Origin of the sequence: Povalibacter sp., from assembly GCF_036520495.1 — a bacterium.
Taxonomy (GTDB): domain Bacteria; phylum Pseudomonadota; class Gammaproteobacteria; order Steroidobacterales; family Steroidobacteraceae; genus Steroidobacter.
In genome coordinates, this window is record NZ_DATDJO010000043.1 from 1 (window position 1) to 16,600 (window position 16,600).

Annotated in this window: 13 protein-coding genes and 2 pseudogenes; 8 read left to right on the plus strand and 7 right to left on the minus strand. The window is 62.0% G+C overall.

Features of this window, described 5'->3' with window-relative positions; all coding sequences use genetic code 11:
• Positions 1-435: 435 nt before the first annotated feature.
• Entirely contained in the window at positions 436-2,895 is a 2,460-nt protein-coding gene (locus tag VIZ63_RS16505) for an immune inhibitor A domain-containing protein (RefSeq protein WP_331610777.1), read from the minus strand.
• A gap of 368 nt (positions 2,896-3,263) precedes the next feature.
• Between VIZ63_RS16505 and VIZ63_RS16510 the strand changes: the two genes are divergently transcribed.
• Positions 3,264-4,247, plus strand: coding sequence for an NADPH:quinone reductase (locus VIZ63_RS16510; RefSeq protein WP_331610778.1), 984 nt, complete (start codon positions 3,264-3,266; stop codon positions 4,245-4,247).
• 30 nt (positions 4,248-4,277) lie between these two features.
• On the opposite strand, the pseudogene ggt reads toward VIZ63_RS16510, so the two are convergent.
• A pseudogene (ggt, locus tag VIZ63_RS16515) lies at positions 4,278-5,915 on the minus strand (gamma-glutamyltransferase); the annotation flags it as partial.
• A 1,004-nt stretch (positions 5,916-6,919) separates the two neighbouring features.
• Between ggt and VIZ63_RS16520 the strand changes: the two are divergent.
• Both VIZ63_RS16520 and VIZ63_RS16525 read left to right on the plus strand, forming a co-directional pair.
• Positions 6,920-8,368, plus strand: a complete 1,449-nt coding sequence (locus VIZ63_RS16520; RefSeq protein ID WP_331610779.1) for a TIR domain-containing protein — start codon at positions 6,920-6,922, stop codon at positions 8,366-8,368.
• A gap of 21 nt (positions 8,369-8,389) precedes the next feature.
• A complete protein-coding gene (locus tag VIZ63_RS16525) occupies positions 8,390-9,139 on the plus strand; it encodes a hypothetical protein (RefSeq protein WP_331610780.1) in 750 nt (249 codons plus the stop codon).
• 48 nt (positions 9,140-9,187) lie between these two features.
• Here VIZ63_RS16525 and VIZ63_RS16530 read toward each other — a convergent pair whose 3' ends face one another.
• Together VIZ63_RS16530 and VIZ63_RS16535 are read right to left on the minus strand one after the other, a co-directional pair.
• Positions 9,188-9,562, minus strand: coding sequence for a transcriptional regulator (locus tag VIZ63_RS16530; RefSeq protein WP_331610781.1), 375 nt, complete (start codon positions 9,560-9,562; stop codon positions 9,188-9,190).
• A 41-nt stretch (positions 9,563-9,603) separates the two neighbouring features.
• Positions 9,604-9,744, minus strand: a pseudogene (locus VIZ63_RS16535) (type II toxin-antitoxin system HigB family toxin); the annotation flags it as partial.
• 64 nt (positions 9,745-9,808) lie between these two features.
• Between VIZ63_RS16535 and VIZ63_RS16540 the strand changes: the two are divergent.
• The 4 genes from VIZ63_RS16540 (at position 9,809) to VIZ63_RS16555 (ending at position 12,349) form a co-directional block, all read left to right on the plus strand.
• A complete protein-coding gene (locus tag VIZ63_RS16540; RefSeq protein ID WP_331610782.1) occupies positions 9,809-10,102 on the plus strand; it encodes a DUF1330 domain-containing protein in 294 nt (97 codons plus the stop codon).
• Positions 10,103-10,978: an endonuclease/exonuclease/phosphatase family protein gene (locus VIZ63_RS16545; RefSeq protein ID WP_414703808.1), complete on the plus strand. Its 876-nt coding sequence runs from the start codon at positions 10,103-10,105 to the stop codon at positions 10,976-10,978.
• Between the two features lie 188 nt (positions 10,979-11,166).
• Positions 11,167-11,625, plus strand: coding sequence for an EF-hand domain-containing protein (locus tag VIZ63_RS16550; protein ID WP_331610784.1), 459 nt, complete (start codon positions 11,167-11,169; stop codon positions 11,623-11,625).
• 256 nt (positions 11,626-11,881) lie between these two features.
• Positions 11,882-12,349, plus strand: coding sequence for a VOC family protein (locus VIZ63_RS16555; protein ID WP_331610785.1), 468 nt, complete (start codon positions 11,882-11,884; stop codon positions 12,347-12,349).
• A 162-nt stretch (positions 12,350-12,511) separates the two neighbouring features.
• Here the strand turns inward: VIZ63_RS16555 and VIZ63_RS16560 are convergent, their stop codons facing one another.
• Positions 12,512-13,636 carry a TIGR03118 family protein gene (locus VIZ63_RS16560; RefSeq protein ID WP_331610786.1) on the minus strand — a complete coding sequence of 375 codons (1,125 nt, stop codon included), beginning with the start codon at positions 13,634-13,636 and terminating at the stop codon, positions 12,512-12,514.
• Between the two features lie 385 nt (positions 13,637-14,021).
• Here VIZ63_RS16560 and djlA point away from each other — a divergent pair, with 385 nt between their 5' ends.
• Complete coding sequence (gene djlA / locus VIZ63_RS16565) at positions 14,022-14,777, plus strand: co-chaperone DjlA (RefSeq protein ID WP_331610787.1); 756 nt, start codon at positions 14,022-14,024, stop codon at positions 14,775-14,777.
• Between the two features lie 262 nt (positions 14,778-15,039).
• Here the strand turns inward: djlA and VIZ63_RS16570 are convergent, their stop codons facing one another.
• Both VIZ63_RS16570 and VIZ63_RS16575 read right to left on the minus strand, forming a co-directional pair.
• A complete protein-coding gene (locus tag VIZ63_RS16570) occupies positions 15,040-15,375 on the minus strand; it encodes an addiction module antidote protein (protein ID WP_331610788.1) in 336 nt (111 codons plus the stop codon).
• Positions 15,376-15,539: 164 nt separating this feature from the next.
• Complete coding sequence (locus VIZ63_RS16575) at positions 15,540-16,403, minus strand: hypothetical protein (RefSeq protein WP_331610790.1); 864 nt, start codon at positions 16,401-16,403, stop codon at positions 15,540-15,542.
• Between the last annotated feature and the right edge of the window lie 197 nt (positions 16,404-16,600).

The following is a 16,600-nucleotide window of genomic DNA, read 5'->3' on the forward strand; positions in this document are numbered from 1 at the left end:
GATCGCGATCATGATCGCGATCACTCGGCCCTTGTTTCGCCTCTGGCGTGGGATCGCCAATCGCCGGGCTGGCAGCCAGGCCCGCAAGGGCAACGGCCAGCATGGAAGATGAAAGACCGATAACCGACGCTCTGATACTCATGACGTGACTCCGTAGGTAACCGAATGCTGGGCAGCGATCATTCGCCTCCCTGTATGCGACTACAGCCGGATCCGGGTCATGAGTCCTCAGGAAGAGGTACGGAATAGATAATGGTTTGAAAAGGAAGAGGCAGCGAAGAGAACGGCGGCCCTTCTGACGTACCAAAGAAAAGCCCCGCATGAGTTTCAGTCATGCGGGGCTCGGGTTGCGATCCAGAGCGTTCACCCTTCGATGGATGACCCATTCCCTGCGGTCATGGGCTCAGGGCGAACGCTGCGCAGATTCAGCTATCCCTAGTCATCGTGGTCGTGGTCGTGGTCGTGGTCGCGATCGTGATCGTGATCGTGGTCGTGATCGTGATCGTGGCCGTGCCCAGGACCGGGACCATGACCATGACCGCGCTTGGCCGGCGTGACCTCGACCTCCATGACTGAGTTGTCCCTGCTCACCGATTTCACCCGGATCTGGGTGCCGGTGTTCGGGTTCTTCACACCCGCCGCCGGGGTTGCCGAACGCCAGTACTGCAGACGGTCATCAAAGAGCGAGACCCCGGGCTGAGACCGATAGACGTAGTCCACTCCGAGGCGGCGCAGCGTCAACCGATCGGTCGGGTCCAGTCCGAACGTGGAGTCGAAGCTCTGGTAACGCGACGACCACGCGGCTCCGTCGGTACGCAGCAGCGGCTCCGGATGCGCATCGATGGGCAGGATCAGACCCTGGCCCGGGTGCGAGCTGGTGTTGTTGTCGCCGAAACGCGCGTCCCAGTAGGAAATGAGCAGCCCGTCCTGATACGGGAAGTGCGTCACCCAATCCTGCAGTTGCGGCGAATTGAGATCGCTGAACACATACGGTCCCGTCTTCAGCCCCTTGTCATAGCCCTCGTACTGACGGAACTCTGCGATATAGGCATTGAAGAAGCTGCCGAGATCGCCCTGCACGACACGAAAGCCGCCAGTGGGCGGACTGTAGACCCACGGAACAGTGATTTCGGCACCATCCACCTGTTGCCCGGTGATCCGGATGTCGTCGACCAGCAGGCCCAGGCCATTCACGTAGCCATCGGTGAAGTACCAGAAGCCGATCTCCACCGTCCTGCCCGCGAAGGCCGACAGGTCCGCCGTGAGCGGCACCCACTCGAAGGCCGAGCTGCCCGTGATTCCCTGGCCGAAGTTCTGACCGTTGGGATTGTCCGTCGTGGAAAGACTCGTCGGCACCAGGGTCGCCGTACCGCCGTCGACGACGACCAGGTAGGCGTAGTCCCATTCTGCCTCGATGTCGTACTGCACCTGCGCACTCAACGAGGGCGCACCCGTCGGCAACGTCACCGCGCGACTCATCGTCGTGTCGAGCAGCGCGCCGCTGCCGCTGTAGTAGAAAGCGTTGCCCGCATAGGCGCCGATGACGTTGTCGGGCAACAGCGTAACCAGGGCCTGCGCCTTCTTCGTGTTGTAAGTCGCCGGGCCCAGCTTGTGCTCCGATTTCTTGCCGGCGTGCGCCACTTCGTACTTCAGCCAGCCGAGTTGCAGTTTTTCCCACGCGCCCATGTGCACGGGCTTGCTGCCGATATCGATTTTGCCGTTGCTGCCATACGAGCCCGACGACATCAGCGTCCAGAAGCCCGTCGAATTGTCCCCGCCGTTCGTGTCGTACAGATCGGGCAGATCAAGGTCATGGCCGAATTCGTGTGCAAAGACACCGACGCCGCCATTCTCCGGCTCGACCGTGTAGTCGCCGACCCAGTAGTTGCTGTTGCCGATGCGCACTCCGCCGGCCTTGTTGTTTGCGGGCCCGAGCAGGCCGGCCATGTTGTAGTAGGCGAACCAGCGGTGGCTCCAGATCGCCGCACCGCCCTGCGCTCCTCCACCCACTTCCTCGCCCATGCCGGCATGAACGGCCTGGAAATGATCGATGTAGCCGTCCGGCTCGTCGAAGTTGCCGTCGCCGTCGTAGTCGTTGCGGTCCCACACGTCGAACTTCGCGAGTTCCGCGTTGATCTGCGCTTCCGACTTGCCCGCAGCAATCTGCGCGGCATACCAGCCATTCAATGAATCACGCAGGAACAGCCACACACCGGCGCAGGGATAAGCCCCGGGTATGCCCGCGAAGGAGCAGTTATAGGTCACGTCATCGTCGTAGCGGTTGGCGTTGTACGGCACCGTCACCCAGTCCGTGACCGCGCCGGCCACCGTATAGCGGTTCGACGAGAGCTCGATATAGAAGTTGCGCATCGAGACGTCGCCGGGCTTTTCGGAAAACAGCAGCTTCTCGAAATGCGCCTGCGAGAAATCCGGCGTCCATATCGTGGTGTTGTCCACGGTGCGATCGGGCTCTGGAATCTCATTGCGCAACGGGCCAGGCGCGCCGCCGAGTTGCGGAACGATCTGCGTCCCGAACTGCCCGAGCACGGTGAAGATCAGGTCCTCACTCTCCCGCTCCAGTTCTACGTACTTTCCCTTGTGCTTGCCCTTGCCGATCCGGTGCACCCGGCGCGAGCTCTGGCCGGAAGACTCCCCTCGCACTTTCTCTTCGAGTCCCTGCTTGCGCTGCTCGCGGCGCCTTTCACCGGCCGGATGCGGCACGTCGTCGCCGTTGGCCTTTCCCTTGACTGTGAAGCCGGGGAGCGCGGCCTCGCCCGGCGAGACGAGAACGGGTTCCACCCTGGTCTGGGCCTGTGCCGCAGTCGCGGCAAGACCGAGACAGAGCGAATAGAAAGAGATCAGCCACGGGCGTGGCCGCATTGGAGCCTTACTCATGATTCCCTGCCTTTGTTGTCGAGCGCACGACCGTGCGATGCCCGGACTGTGATCCGCATCACGTTTACAAGTCAACATCGCCTGGCAGGCCACATCCTGCAGATCATGGAATAAGTTGAATCAGCCCGGCGCTGTCCTTCTATGGGGCACGTGAGAACCGCGTGCGCACCATCGGGTGCACTGTGTACAACCGGGCGGTCTCGACCTGCAACGATCACCGACGTCTACGCATCCGCTGTGTGGCCCGTAAAGTCGTTTACCGACCGCAGGTGACTCCCGAAAAGCGGCGACGGACCCCCGGAATACTGCGGAGGGACGCACCGCGCCGCCTGGACTAGCCTCAGCACATCACTAGCCCAGGAAGAGTCATGCGCGCAGCGACCTACGAACGAACTGGCGATGCACGGGATGTATTGCAGATTGTCGACCTTCCCCGCCCTGAACCGGCAGCTGGGGAAGTTCGCGTCCGGCTCGAATGGTCGGGCGTCAATCCTTCCGATGTGAAGACACGCGCCGCCACGCGCACCAAGGTTCTGGCATTCCCGCGCATCACACCGCACAGCGACGGCGGGGGCGTGATCGATGCGGTGGGCACCGGAATCGATCCTGGCCGGGTGGGTGAGCGTGTCTGGATATGGAATGGCGCGTGGGGTCGCCCGAACGGTACTGCCGCCGAATTCATCACGGTGCCCGCGGCCCAGGCCGTGCGGCTGCCCACCAATGTCGGGACGGATGTGGGCGCGTGCCTGGGAATTCCTGCGCTCACCGCCTTGCATGCAGTCACCGTCGATGGCGGCATTGCCGGCAAATCGGTGCTCATTGCCGGCGGCGCCGGCGCCGTCGGCCACTACGCGATTCAGTTCGCACGACTGCACGGGGCGGCAAGCATCCTCACGACGGTCAGTTCTGCGCAGAAGGCCGCGATCGCATCGCAGGCCGGCGCGGACACGGTCATCAACTACAAGACAGAAGATGTGGAGAGCCGCGTGCGTGAAGTCACCGCAGGCACCGGTGTCGATCGTGTGATCGAGGTGAACTTCTCGGTCAATTCCCAGCTGGACCTTCAGGTGCTGAAGCCCGACGCCGACATCGTCGCATACGGCAGCGATGCCCCCGACTTCACCCTGCCCTTCGTGCCACTGATCGCCAAGAACGTGCGGCTGCGATTCTTCATGGTCTACATCCTGGACGCTGCCACGCGGACGACCCTCATCGACGATCTCACCTCATTGCTCGCCGGGGATCGCCTCAAGCACAACATTTCCGCACGCCTGCCACTCGACAGGATTGCCGAAGCTCATGAACTCGTGGAAAGCGGACGCAGTAACGGTAAAGTCGTGGTCGCGCTTTGACGTTGCGGCATTTATCTTTTCCGGCGCCTGCCTGACGACGACACCCACTCCGCGCCCGCGAGGATCGGCAGCAGCCTCGATCTTCGTACCAGTGACACGGATCGCCTGGACGTCGCCCATTTCCCACCCCTGATCCTCCAGGGTGTAATCCATCGCCCGCAACTCGTCAGCCACCGCTCCGGTCAACGGAGCAAACGAGTCGAAGTAGATCGTATCTTTCGGCAACAGCTGGTGATGCACGCGCTGCGCTGCCACCGCCTTATCGAGGGGAAGGTGGTAGTCGTAGAGATTGTTCAGCACCTGGAAGAGCGACGTGAAGATTCGCGAACCGCCGGGAGAGCCGAGTACGAGCGTGACCTGGCCATCGCGCGTCACGATCGTCGGCGTCATGGACGAAAGCATGCGCTTGCCCGGCTCGATGGCGTTCGCCTCGCCGCCGACCACCCCGAACGCATTGCTCACGCCGGGCTTGGAGCTGAAGTCGTCCATCTCGTCATTGAGCAGGAATCCCGCTCCCTCGACGACCACGCCGTTGCCGTAGTCCCAGTTCAGCGTGAACGTCTGACTCACCGCGTTGCCGGACGCATCGACGATCGAAAAATGCGTCGTCTGGTGCGACTCGAGACCTGGCCGGACGGCCTCGGTCGGCGAGATGGCCGTCGGATTCACTTCGGCGGCTCGCTTGGCGAGGTACGCAGGCGCGATGAGCTGATCGACCGGCGCATTCGTGAATGCAGGATCGCCGAGGTAGTCGGCGCGATCGGCGAACACGCGCTTCTCGATCTCCGCCAGCAGATGAATGTAGCGGGCGGAGTTCAGTTCGAGCCCCTTGAAGTCGTTGGACCGTGCTTCCTTGATGCCCAGCAACTGCACCAGGGCAATCCCGCCCGAACTCGGCAACGGTGAGGTGTGGATGGTGTTGCCGCGCCACTCGAAGCTCAATGGTTCGCGCCACACGACCCGATAGTCGCGCAGATCCTGTGCGGTAATCAGGCCGCCGTCGCGCTGCATCTGGGCGACCAGCAACTGCGCGGTCCTGCCGTCGTAGAAATCTTTTGGTCCGGCCTGCGCGATTCTCTGCAGCGTCTGCGCAAGCTCCGGTTGCCGGAAAATCCCGCCGCTCTTCATGGAGCCGAAATACCGGTGGAAATTGGTCTTGCTGCCGAACAATGCGAGCGCATCCTGGCGGTATTGATAGGTCTTTTCGTGAACTTTGAATCCCTCGGTCGCGTACGTGATCGCTGGCGACAGCAACTGCGACCAGGGCAGCTTGCCGAAACGCTGGTGCACCTCCCACAGACCCAGCACCGTGCCCGGCACTCCACTGGCTTTCGCACCGACCAGGCTGAGTTTCTCGATCACCTCACCCTTTTCATCCAGGAACATGGTGCGCGTGGCCGCTCGCGGCGCCGTTTCGCGGTAGTCGATGAAGTAGGACTTGCCGCCCAGATACAACGTCATGAACCCGCCGCCACCGATGTTCCCCGCCTCCGGATACGTCACGGCGAGCGTGAACGCCGTGGCCACCGCGGCATCGACGGCATTACCGCCTTTCTCGAGAATCTCTGCAGCTACGCGGGCGCTGTATTCATCCGGCGCGGCCACAGCGCCGCGTTCCCGCGCGATGGCCGGAAGCGCCACGCCGAACAGGAGAGCGACGCAAAGCAGAAGCCACCGCGCCGTCGACGGCAGACGCAGGGAATGCCCGGTGAATCCTGATGTACCCAGCGTCCCGATCGACAAGGGATCGCGAATAGCCGTGGTGTTCAATCAGACCTCGACACGTTCATGAGTACGGTAGCCGGACTTCGAGTAGGCCCGTGCCGCAGTGCGATTGCAACGGATGCACGCCGGCACCCCGGCACCCCGGCCCTGGATCGAGCCCGACCGTGATCAACGCGAATGGAGAAAACGTATCGCGCCTGTTCTTGTGGGTCCGACTTCAGTCGGACATCAGCGAGCCGGTGACCGAAGGCAACGGGAAAGCCAGAACCACCGGTGGAGGCAGCGCGCACCCTCGCTTGCACCGGATCCAACAACCAGATTCCGACGATCCTGAGCCCAGTGGAAGAATTCGACGGCCAGCAACAGATAGACAACGGCGTGCCGGAGAAGAGATCTCCGGGCAGTGATCTGAGGAGCGATGGATCGAGGGCGGGGCCAGCAGGGAGACAGGGAGAGTGGACACAGGCCAATGAAGCAAGGAGTGACCAGTGACTGGCCAACAGGGATGCGCCAGTAGACAGGGCATGGAGGGGCCCACAGTTCGGACGTACTCACAGGACAGAAGAACGACGGCAAGGATCATGGACGGTGCCGAGGTGTAGAAACCGGTCCAGGCCTTCAAAGGCACGCCGCCTTCCCCTGGAGAATCGCAAAGAGACATGACGGCCTCGGCAGGAAGGCTTCGCAGGAAGGTCTGCGACAGGCCCGCCCGACGGCAAGGAAGATCAGGATCCAACTCTTCCCTGCTGACGTCCGTCAGCCTTCCTGCCGAAGGCCACCCTGCCGAAGGCTTTCATGCCGACAACAGTCGGCCGTCATTTCAATTTTTCTCCCTCTCCCTCCATCGAATCGCCGCATCGACACCGCAACTTCATTTCCATTGTCCCTTCCCGGCACCGATTGTAGAGTCCTTGGGCACGCGCCAACGAACGCGGGCACGGGGATCAATGACCGCAATCTTCATCAGTTATCGTCGTGCCGACAGCGGCGGCCAGGCCGGTCGTCTGTTCGATCATCTTGGTACGCACTTTGGCGAAGACAACGTCTTCATGGATGTGGATGACATCGATCTGGGCCGGGACTTCAAACCCGTGCTGCGCGAAGCTGTCCGCAAGTGCGACATCATGCTGGTAGTGATCGGTCCTGAGTGGCTGGAAGCAACCGATCCATCGACAGGGCAGCGACGCCTCGACAATCCCGGGGATTGGGTACGCGCGGAAATCGTCGAGGCGCTGCAGCGAAATATCGCAGTCGTTCCCGTTCTGGTCCGCGGCGCCCCGCTCCCTGCTGCCGCCCGTCTGCCTGAGGACATCCGTGAACTGACCGACCGGCAGGCCATCTCCCTCAGCGATACTCAATGGCGCACGGGAGTCACCGACCTCGTCGCGAGACTCAAGGCTGTGCCGCTTCGACAAGAGCGCGACCTCCTGGCTCAGCGCATTGCGAAAGTGGGCCCACGGCGAATCGCACTAGCGGCCACCGCAATCATCGGCGCGATTGCGCTCGTTGCCTGGCGGCTTTGGCCGGGCGCCATCGAGGTTCCCTCGATCGTCGGCCTGCCGCTTACGGACGCAGAAGCGGCAATCGCCATGGCTGGACTGGAACGATCCGCGATCAGCGAGCAGGACTCACTCACGGTAGCGCCTGGCCAGGTCATCAGCCAGGACCCGTCACCGGGCAGTCAGGTCACGACACGTCAGCCCGTCAAACTGATCGTGGCCAGGATGCCGCCACCGGTCGACCTCTCGAACTTTGCGCACATCCGTGACACAGGACCCGAGGGAACCATCGCTGCACTGGCGGCCGTGACTGCCATGGAGGTCGCGTTCGCTCAAAGCGGCAGCCTGGTGCAGTTGTCGGAGCGATACCTCTACCAGAAGGCCAAGCATCACGACGAAGCCGCGTCCGCGGAAGGGACCTGGATGACCACCACCATCTATGTCGCCGAGCAATTCGGTGTCGCGAGACTGTCGCTTTGGCCCTATCGAACCAAGGAACGCCCCGCGGATATCACGTGGGACGAACTCGATACCAGCGCCGCCGGGCACAAGGCGAGTTTTCATCGGCTCGCCGGGATCGACCAGATCTATCCCAGCCTGCGAGCGGGACGACCCGTGCTTGCCAGCGTCTCCATGACCGGAAAGGAGTGGGACACTCCACGGGCAGCGCGACAAGGAGTGATCGAAGTAACACCGTCACCCGACCGTCGTCAGGACGGTACCGGCGCCATCGCAATCGTCGGGTTCAATCCGGCAGCCGGTATGTTCCGCTTTGCCAATTGCTGGGGAGACTCGTGGGGCGACAAGGGCTTCGGGACCATGTCTGTCGATACGGCACGGACCATCATCGATGCCCGCAACATGTGGGCCGTCGAAGCGCTCGCGGCAAGCGATTGATGCGATTGATACGGAGGCGGCATGAATGACGAGTCGCGGTGGCCCTTGCTCGCATCTGCGATGCGTCGCGTGATGCTGGAGCATGTGCCGGACTGGACGGATTCGAATGATCACGATCCGGGTATCACGCTGCTCAATCTGTTTACTTGGCTGACAGACGCGTTGCCTTACGCCCAATCCGCAACGAATCCGGAAATCATCGCTGCCGCACGGCGACTGGCGACCGCGGCTTCGGGTCTTGCGAATGCCGGTGCCGGCGCGGATTCCGAACCTCTGCTTCGCGTGAACTACTTTCACGGCAAGCTGCTGGGCGTCGATGACTTCCGTGACGAACAAACCTACTTTCGACGTCGCCTGCAACGACTGAATCAGCGGCTGCACGGTGTCGGCGTCGTGTCGGGCCTCAACGTGTCGATCAAAAACAGCAGCAGCGGCGCAAGCGTTGAAATCTCCCCAGGCCTAGCCATCGACCCGACCGGCGAGGAAGTCGTTATCGCGGATTGCGTTGTACTGCCGCTGCCAGGAACGCCGAAAGAACTGTACGTCCAGATCCGGTGGACCGAGCAACTGCGCATGCCCGTGCCCACTACGGACAGCTCCGCACCGACGCAATACTCCCGCATCGTCGACACCTGGGAGACGGTTCTATCGCCAGCCGCGGCTCAGGATGCCGTCACGCTTGCGCGCCTCACGCGCATTTCCGGTCGCTGGACGATCGGCAAAGTGCGAAAGACAGGCAAGTCGAAGCGCGCGATCCGTGCGCGCCGCTGATCGCCGCCAAAGGGGACAGATCAAGTCCGCCTTTTTTCCATGTCGGGTTCAGCCCGTTCGATTACCAGCAGAAGGCTTAATGAGCGACTCAGCAGGTATTCCCAACTTGCTGTGAAGGCGTTGAATCATCGGCAGCGTGAGCGAACGTCGATAACTCAGGATCTCGTAAACGCGATTTGGTCGTCCAATCACATCCTCCAGATCCTTGACCGTCAGTCCGCGCTGATCCATCTCGAACTTTATCGCCTCAACGGGATCCGGAAGCCCCAGCGCATAATGCTTACGTTCGTACGCTTCTACGAGCGTCACCAGAACATCCAGTTTTTCGCCTTCCTGCGTTTTCGCCTTGGCCCCCATCAGCTTCTCGATCTCTTTCAACGCAGCGCGATAGTCTGCTCGCGTCCTGACCGGTTTGATATCCATCACATGAGTCCTGCCCCTGATGCTCGAGGCGCAGCCGGCAATCAAATCTGCTGAACATCCACCTTGTCGTACTCAGCGTGCGTGCCGATGAATCGGACGTAAACCACCCGATACGGGTAATTGATCCAGACAACAACTCGATACTTGTTGCCCGCGATGTTGAACACGGCGCGTCCGTCCTCATCGTGGTCCCCTACGTGTCCGCGGTAACATGCCGCCTCGTTGCAACACGTCGTCGAGGATTCCATGGCCAAAGCTTACTGGATCGCCTGCTATCGCGAGATCACCGACCCGACCAGGTTGGCCGCCTACGCGCAGCTTGCGGGCCCCGCGATCACGGCGGGAGGCGGTCGCTTCCTGGCACGCACCACCGCAGCGAAAGCGTATGAAGCCGGTTTGCTCGAGCGTACCGTGCTGATCGAGTTCGATTCCGTCGAGCAGGCAGCTGCGGTTCACGACAGCGCGGAGTATCAGGCCGCTCTCGTCGCACTCAAGGGCGGCGCGATACGCGATCTGAGAATTGTCCCGGGCGTTGACTGAATGCCACAACACCGCCCTTCCCCGCGTGTCCCCGCGAGGCTCCTTCTGTGTCTGGCCGCCTGGCTGCTCGTCACCGCACCAGTGGTTGCCGAACCATTGCGGGTAATGACATTCAACATTCGTCTGCCCCTGACGAGTGACGGAGCAAACAGATGGGACGCGCGGCGCGAGCTGGTCGTGCAGATGCTGCGCACCGAGAATCCCGACGTCATCGGCACGCAGGAACTGTTCAAGCGGCAGGGTGACGAACTCGTCGCCCTGTTGCCTCAGTACATCTGGTTCGGAGCGGGCCGCGGCGGCGGCGATGACGACGAGCACATGGGCGTGTTCTATAGAAAGGACCGCCTGCGCGTGCTCGACTCCGGCAACTTCTGGCTCTCGGATACTCCCGAGATCGCAGGCAGCCGGAGCTGGGGCAATCTGTATCCACGACTCGTCACGTGGGCGCGATTCGAACGCATCGCCGATGGCGCGACGTTCACGGCCTACAACACTCACCTTCCCTACCGCGACGAGGATGAGGCGGCGCGTGTGCGTGGCGCAGACCTGATAGGCGCACGCCTCGAGAAATTACCCACGGACGAAAACGTCATTCTCACGGGTGACTTCAACACGACCCCGGACAGTCCTGTGCATGCGACGCTGACAGCCAGGTTCGCGGACGCGTGGATCGCTTCACCTGAGCGCAGCGGACCGGAAGGCACGTTTCACGATTTCACCGGCCGTCCTGACCGACGCATCGACTGGATACTGTTCCGCGGACCGACGCTTCTTCGAACCAGGACAGTGACGACTCATGTGGAAGGCCGCTACCCCTCGGATCATTTTCCGGTGGTCGCGGAGTTCGAGCTCGAACGGGACAAGGCGCGGCGGTAAAGCCGTCCCCTTCTCGCGCCAGGACGGCCGCAAGAACGCACGGATGCAACTTCGATACAGCCGATCCACGCCTATCGCCCCGCTTGCTTTTCGGTTGTCGCCAATGGCACCGCCTGCTCAAGTGTGGAACTGTGCACCCAGGCCCGCCATCCAATCTGCTGCTTCCACATGCCCCAGGAGGGATCGTCATGGACACTCGTTCTGAACGCGGTCTTTATGCGGCGGCACTCTGCGCCATCGGAGCATTCGGCATTGCGCTTCCCGCCGCGGCCGGCGATGAGCCCGGTTGCGACAAAGCAGCGCACATCGATGCAGAGGGTGGCGCAAATGGCCAGATCAGCGCCTCCGAACACGCAGCCAGTGCGCAGAAGCGTTTCGAGGCGATGGACGCCGATCACGACGGCAAGATCACCGACTCGGAAATCACCGCCAGCCAGGGCGCGGAACGCATCGCCTGGGCCAGGAATCCGACGTCGGGCACCGACAGGATCAGGAGCTTCGATCGCAACAAGGACGGCGTACTGAGCGTGAAGGAATACGCCGACGGCTCGCAAGCGATGTTCGACAAGCTGGACAGCAACAGCGACGGCTATCTGAAGGCCGCCGAAATGAACGTGGACCGGATGAGTGCCCACGACGGCGATTGAGACTCTGGTTGCCCGAGCCCTTCGAGCCGCTCGCACGACTTGATCGCTGCGTTCCGCTGTGCCGGAAACGACAGGCTCGTCTGTCCTTGCATCACTCACCGTCCCCGCATGGTGCAGTGCGCGATGAAGCAGACGCGCGATCAGCAATCCCCCGCGCTATCGAATCGAGGTGACGAATTCTAGAATCCCCAATCCCTAAAGTCCGGGTCGCGTTGTTTCGCGAGAGACCACCGATCCCTTTCTGAAGGAGACGCGCATGGCAACCAAGTCTGTCCCCGCCGGTTATCACTCAGTGACGCCCTATCTCATCGTCGACGGCGCTGCGAACGCGATCGAGTTCTACAAGAATGCCTTTGGCGCAACAGAAAGCATGCGAATGCCGACGCCGGACGGCAGGATCGCGCACGCGGAGATCACGATCGGCGACTCGCACATCATGCTTTCGGACGAACATCCCGAGATGGGTTATCGCGGTCCGTTGTCGATCGGCGGCGCGCCGGTCAGCCTGATGGTGTACGTCGACGATGTCGACAAGACCTTCAAGCAGGCGCTGGCCGCAGGGGCGAAGGAAGTTCGTGCCGTGGATAATCAGTTCTACGGCGATCGATCGGGAGTGCTGAAAGATCCCTTCGGACATGTGTGGAGCATCTCCACCCACATCGAAGATGTGGCGCCGGAGGAAATGCAGCGCCGCGCCAGGGAATGGAAGTCCGCGAGCGCCTAGCGCCAAAGCGGTTCACCCGATGGCAGCGCGAGGCGGGACAGAAGGGATCTGTCCCGCCATCCCACGGGCAACTGAATGAAAATCTCCCGTGGGAAAAGTCGCAGCCACAGGAAACCGTCGTCTTCGCGAATCCCGCGTCCCCCCATCCGGCACCGCAAGCGATCAGTGCACTACGTCGATCACGCCGTAGACTCCACTGGCCTCGTCGTTCGGTCCGGCGGCGTAGAAGAGTGAGTTCGTCTTCTGTTGCTGCACGCCGTTGCCGAACGCGAGGCCCCACAGGCCTTCGATACTGAGGCGACGATGATCGGCCCCACGCAGAGCGCCGAGGAACTTGCCGGAGCGCGGGCCGTACGCATTGATGTGGCCATCGCCGAAGTTGCCAACCAGGATCGCGCCGCCAAAGTCGCCGAAGCTTGCCGGAGCCAGCGCCAATCCCCATGGGGCATTCAATGCGCCATGGGTCACGAGTCGCTGAATGAGGCGACCTTGCGGATCGAACACGTTCACGATACCAAGCCCCGGACCTTTTTCTTCTTCGTCGGCTGCGCTGTTCTGCTTGCCGTACGTGACGTAGATGTCGCCGTTGATAGCCTGGATGCCGAAAGGCGCATAGCCGCGTGGCAGGAATCGGTCACGGAAACCGCCTGGGACCTGCACCGGCTTGAACGTGCCGTCGAAGACATCGATGCGCGCGTTGTGAAAATCCGTGGCATACAGCAGGTGCGTACTACCGTCGCCGCTCGACGCCAGGCCCCGGTAGCTCGCCCCCACGCCGGTGTTGTCGACGACCGTGATGGCGTTGTTCACATCGACGTTCGGCGCCCAGCCCGCAATCGTTCCGTCCTCTGTTGCGAACATGAAGCGGGCCGGTCCGGTCGCCGTCGTATTGTGAACGACGAAGTCCGCGCCGCCGCTGAAGACGATGCCGGTCGGATGACCCATCTCACCATTGAGGCCAGGCACGGTGACCACGAGCGATTGCGGCTTTCCGGTACCGTCGAACAGCAGGGATTTGCCGGCATCGGCAGCATTGACCCACACGACTCCCGTGGGATTGAAGACCACTCCCCAGGCGTTGATCAGATTCGGATCGGTGACGTCCGCGGGCACCGAACCGTCGGATACCAGCACGTGATTGTCGAAGACGGTTTTCTGCCGACCGAAGCCGTTGTCGTGCCCAGACCCAAGGCGATCCTGATCGCTTTCATGCGCCGCAACAGGGAGCGTCAACGAACACGCCAACGCCAGCACCGCAAATGGAGCGCGAACCATGCAGATACTCATGAGAGTCTCCTGATTGATGGATGGCAGCGTGAGTAGCGGGCAGGCATGCGCATGGTTCAAGAGCGCACGAGGTTCAGCGTGGATTCGATCAGGGGATTTCCGTTGGCCACCCCCAGGGATTTCCGCTGGCATAGTCGGACTTCATGCACATAAGCCTGCAGGTGCAGCGAGGGTCCAGCACGCGGGAGTCTCTCCGGTCACAATGGGGCTGACGCATGAAGGTCTTTCGACGTGATGGCCTGCGGCAGAGAGGACTAGACTCGAACTCTTCCCTGCTGACACCCTCAGCCTTCCCTGACCAACGCCGACCAACGGAAGTCCCCCGGGCGAATCCCGCGGGACCGACGCAGTCGGCCGCCATTCCAATCCACCATAGGTTTCCAGAATGTCGTTGATGTTCGTGTTCGGTCTGATCGGTCTCTCCATCGCAGGTCTGCGCGGAATGCTCATAGGTGCGGCGCTCGGCTATGTCGCCGGCCTCGTCACGCACAAGGTCGTTGTCGGGAATCTCGCCTCGGTGCAGAGCCAATTCCTCGAATCGACGTTCACGGTAATGGGCGCATTGTCCAAGGCCGATGGCGCGGTGAGTCGCGATGAAATTGCAGCCGCTGAAAGCGTCTTCGCGAAGCTGAATCTTTCCGATGAGCAACGCCGGTCGGCGATGGCTGCGTTCAGCCGCGGCAAGGCACCTGGGTTCGACCTGGACGGTGAAGTCAGAAGATTCCACGCTGTTGCGGGGAACTATCGGCCACTGCTGTTGATGTTCCTGCAGATTCAGTGTGCGGTGGTCGCCGCCGACGGCGTCGTGCACCCCGCAGAACATCAGATGCTGATCCGGGTCGCGCGGTTGCTTGGACTGAGCGATGCGGATGTGGACCAGCTGGAAGCCTTGCTGCGCACGGACAGACCTTCAGCGTCGCCGCAGCAGAGCATGGACGACGCTTACGCAGCCCTCGGACTGACTGCGTCAGCAACAGACGCGCAGATCAAGCAGACCTACCGTCGACTCATGAGTCAGAACCATCCCGACAAGCTGGCCGGCAAAGGGCTTCCCGAAAACATGCGGCAGATGGCCGAAGAACGCACCCGTGAGATCAGCATCGCGTACGCGACGATCAAGGAAGCGCGCGGATTTACGTGAGGGCGGATCCCCCGCATGAGCGTGAGAACCGCGGACGCCATCAACCAGCGTGACGCGGGCCAGGAGAGCGGGGTAACTTCGCTGCACTCACCAGAACCTGTCTCGAAATCGGTTCCGGTGTTTCGTTCGCCCTGAGAATCTATGGAAGAGCTTCAAGAGCGGGAGCGCGTCGCATGTGGGCGCGCCGCAATCTCGCGGTGCGACAAGGGGCAGTGCTCATGTCATTGTGCGTCTGTGCTGCATGCACCTTCGATTGAACCTGTCACGCAGCCACCCGCGGCACGAACTTCAGACCGAGCACCTTCGTCACCTTCAGGATCGTCACGAAACTCGGATTTCCACCCGGTGCCAGTGCCTTGTACAAACCAGCGCGTGTCATCCCGGCTTTCCCGGCGAGATCCATGATGCGGCGCGCCTTGGCGATATCGCCCAGCACTGCCGCTATGTAGGCAGCATCGTCTCCCGCCTCCTGCATCGCAGCCTCCAGATATGCGGCGACATCCGCGTCGCTCTTGAGACTGTCCACCGCATCCCAGCGGGTAAACACCTCCTCTTTTACCGCCCGGTTCCTTGCGGTTGCTACTCGCTTCTTGACCATAAGAACCTCCACATCACAGCTGTGACGCCATCCGCTGTGACCGTTTGATATCCGATGCCTGCGTGCGCTTGTCGCCGCCGCAGAGCAGCCCACGCCTAATCCCTGATGCATCGACGTGCGACCATGCGCGAATCCGCGGTCCGGCACTATTCACCGCTCATCCTCTACTTGAGCTCCGCCCGCGGACACACCGCGCCGCGCACGCTGCGGCGCGGTCCGGCGAACGTGCAGGCACCCTCGCCGATCTCTATGCGGCATGTCGTCGCCAGCGTCGCGCCGCCACACTTGATATCCAACGTCCACTTGCCGTCAGGCGTCGCGTTGCGGCGCCACTTCGCACACTGTTGTGTCCGGAAGGTGCGATCCTGGACGAGTTGATCGGCCTGCTCGCTCAGGACCATGAACATGGATTCGCACTGCTCGGTGCTCGCGCACTCGCGCTCCTCGACGACCTGGCCGGCGAGTGTCTCGCGCTCGTGCTCTCGCTCCGCACACAACTCGACGGTGTATTCCAGAGGACGCTCGCCGTCGAACGTGATTTCCTGCTCGAACGTCTCCAACCCACTGCCGGAAGCGACCACTCGATAGGTTCCTGGTGCAACGGCGACGCCGTCACCCGCCTTGCTCGTCACAGGAGGCGATGACTCGAGTGGGCCATGCAATTCGATCCGCACTTGCGCGTCGGGACTCATGAACCGCACCGACACCGGTGCCGGTGGCACAACCGCCTGGACCGCATCGTCGGGAACGCTTTCAGGAATGCTCTCGGGAGTGGCAGCCTGTTCGTCGCCTGCGGCAGGTTCAGCAGCGGGTGCTGGCGGCTCTGGCGCTTGCGCGATGTCCGCGTCCGTTTCCAGATCGCGCGCCGGCGGTAGAGGCGTCTGCTCTATGCGCTCTTCTGGAAGAACTTCCGGACGAATCTCTGGTGCTGAGGTTTCCGTCGGCGCGGTGGTCGATGTGCCATCACTCGACGACCTGGCCATCCACCACCAGGCAAGCAAGGCTGCGACGGCCAGACCTGCGCCCAACGCAAGCACCAGACGCCAGAGAGGTTGCGCGTCTTCACGCGGGGGCTCGCGCGAGCGCCCCTCATGTCACTCTAGTTGCCGCCCCGATAGAGCTGTAATCTTGGGGCGTGAGGCGATGAAGTGGCACGATACGGACAAGCATTTAAAGAACGCGCAGTAGCTCGACTGCTGCCGCCAGAAAGCGCACCGATCCAGCA

What these genes read in the sequence shown, in the direction of transcription:
- VIZ63_RS16505 (WP_331610777.1), bottom strand. Translation starts at nt 2,895, where the DNA reads ATGAGTAAGGCTCCAATGCGGCCACGCCCGTGGCTGATCTCTTTCTAT.
- VIZ63_RS16510 (WP_331610778.1), top strand. Translation starts at nt 3,264, where the DNA reads ATGCGCGCAGCGACCTACGAACGAACTGGCGATGCACGGGATGTATTG.
- VIZ63_RS16520 (WP_331610779.1), top strand. Translation starts at nt 6,920, where the DNA reads ATGACCGCAATCTTCATCAGTTATCGTCGTGCCGACAGCGGCGGCCAG.
- VIZ63_RS16525 (WP_331610780.1), top strand. Translation starts at nt 8,390, where the DNA reads ATGAATGACGAGTCGCGGTGGCCCTTGCTCGCATCTGCGATGCGTCGC.
- VIZ63_RS16530 (WP_331610781.1), bottom strand. Translation starts at nt 9,562, where the DNA reads ATGGATATCAAACCGGTCAGGACGCGAGCAGACTATCGCGCTGCGTTG.
- VIZ63_RS16540 (WP_331610782.1), top strand. Translation starts at nt 9,809, where the DNA reads ATGGCCAAAGCTTACTGGATCGCCTGCTATCGCGAGATCACCGACCCG.
- VIZ63_RS16545 (WP_414703808.1), top strand. Translation starts at nt 10,103, where the DNA reads ATGCCACAACACCGCCCTTCCCCGCGTGTCCCCGCGAGGCTCCTTCTG.
- VIZ63_RS16550 (WP_331610784.1), top strand. Translation starts at nt 11,167, where the DNA reads ATGGACACTCGTTCTGAACGCGGTCTTTATGCGGCGGCACTCTGCGCC.
- VIZ63_RS16555 (WP_331610785.1), top strand. Translation starts at nt 11,882, where the DNA reads ATGGCAACCAAGTCTGTCCCCGCCGGTTATCACTCAGTGACGCCCTAT.
- VIZ63_RS16560 (WP_331610786.1), bottom strand. Translation starts at nt 13,636, where the DNA reads ATGAGTATCTGCATGGTTCGCGCTCCATTTGCGGTGCTGGCGTTGGCG.
- djlA (WP_331610787.1), top strand. Translation starts at nt 14,022, where the DNA reads ATGTCGTTGATGTTCGTGTTCGGTCTGATCGGTCTCTCCATCGCAGGT.
- VIZ63_RS16570 (WP_331610788.1), bottom strand. Translation starts at nt 15,375, where the DNA reads ATGGTCAAGAAGCGAGTAGCAACCGCAAGGAACCGGGCGGTAAAAGAG.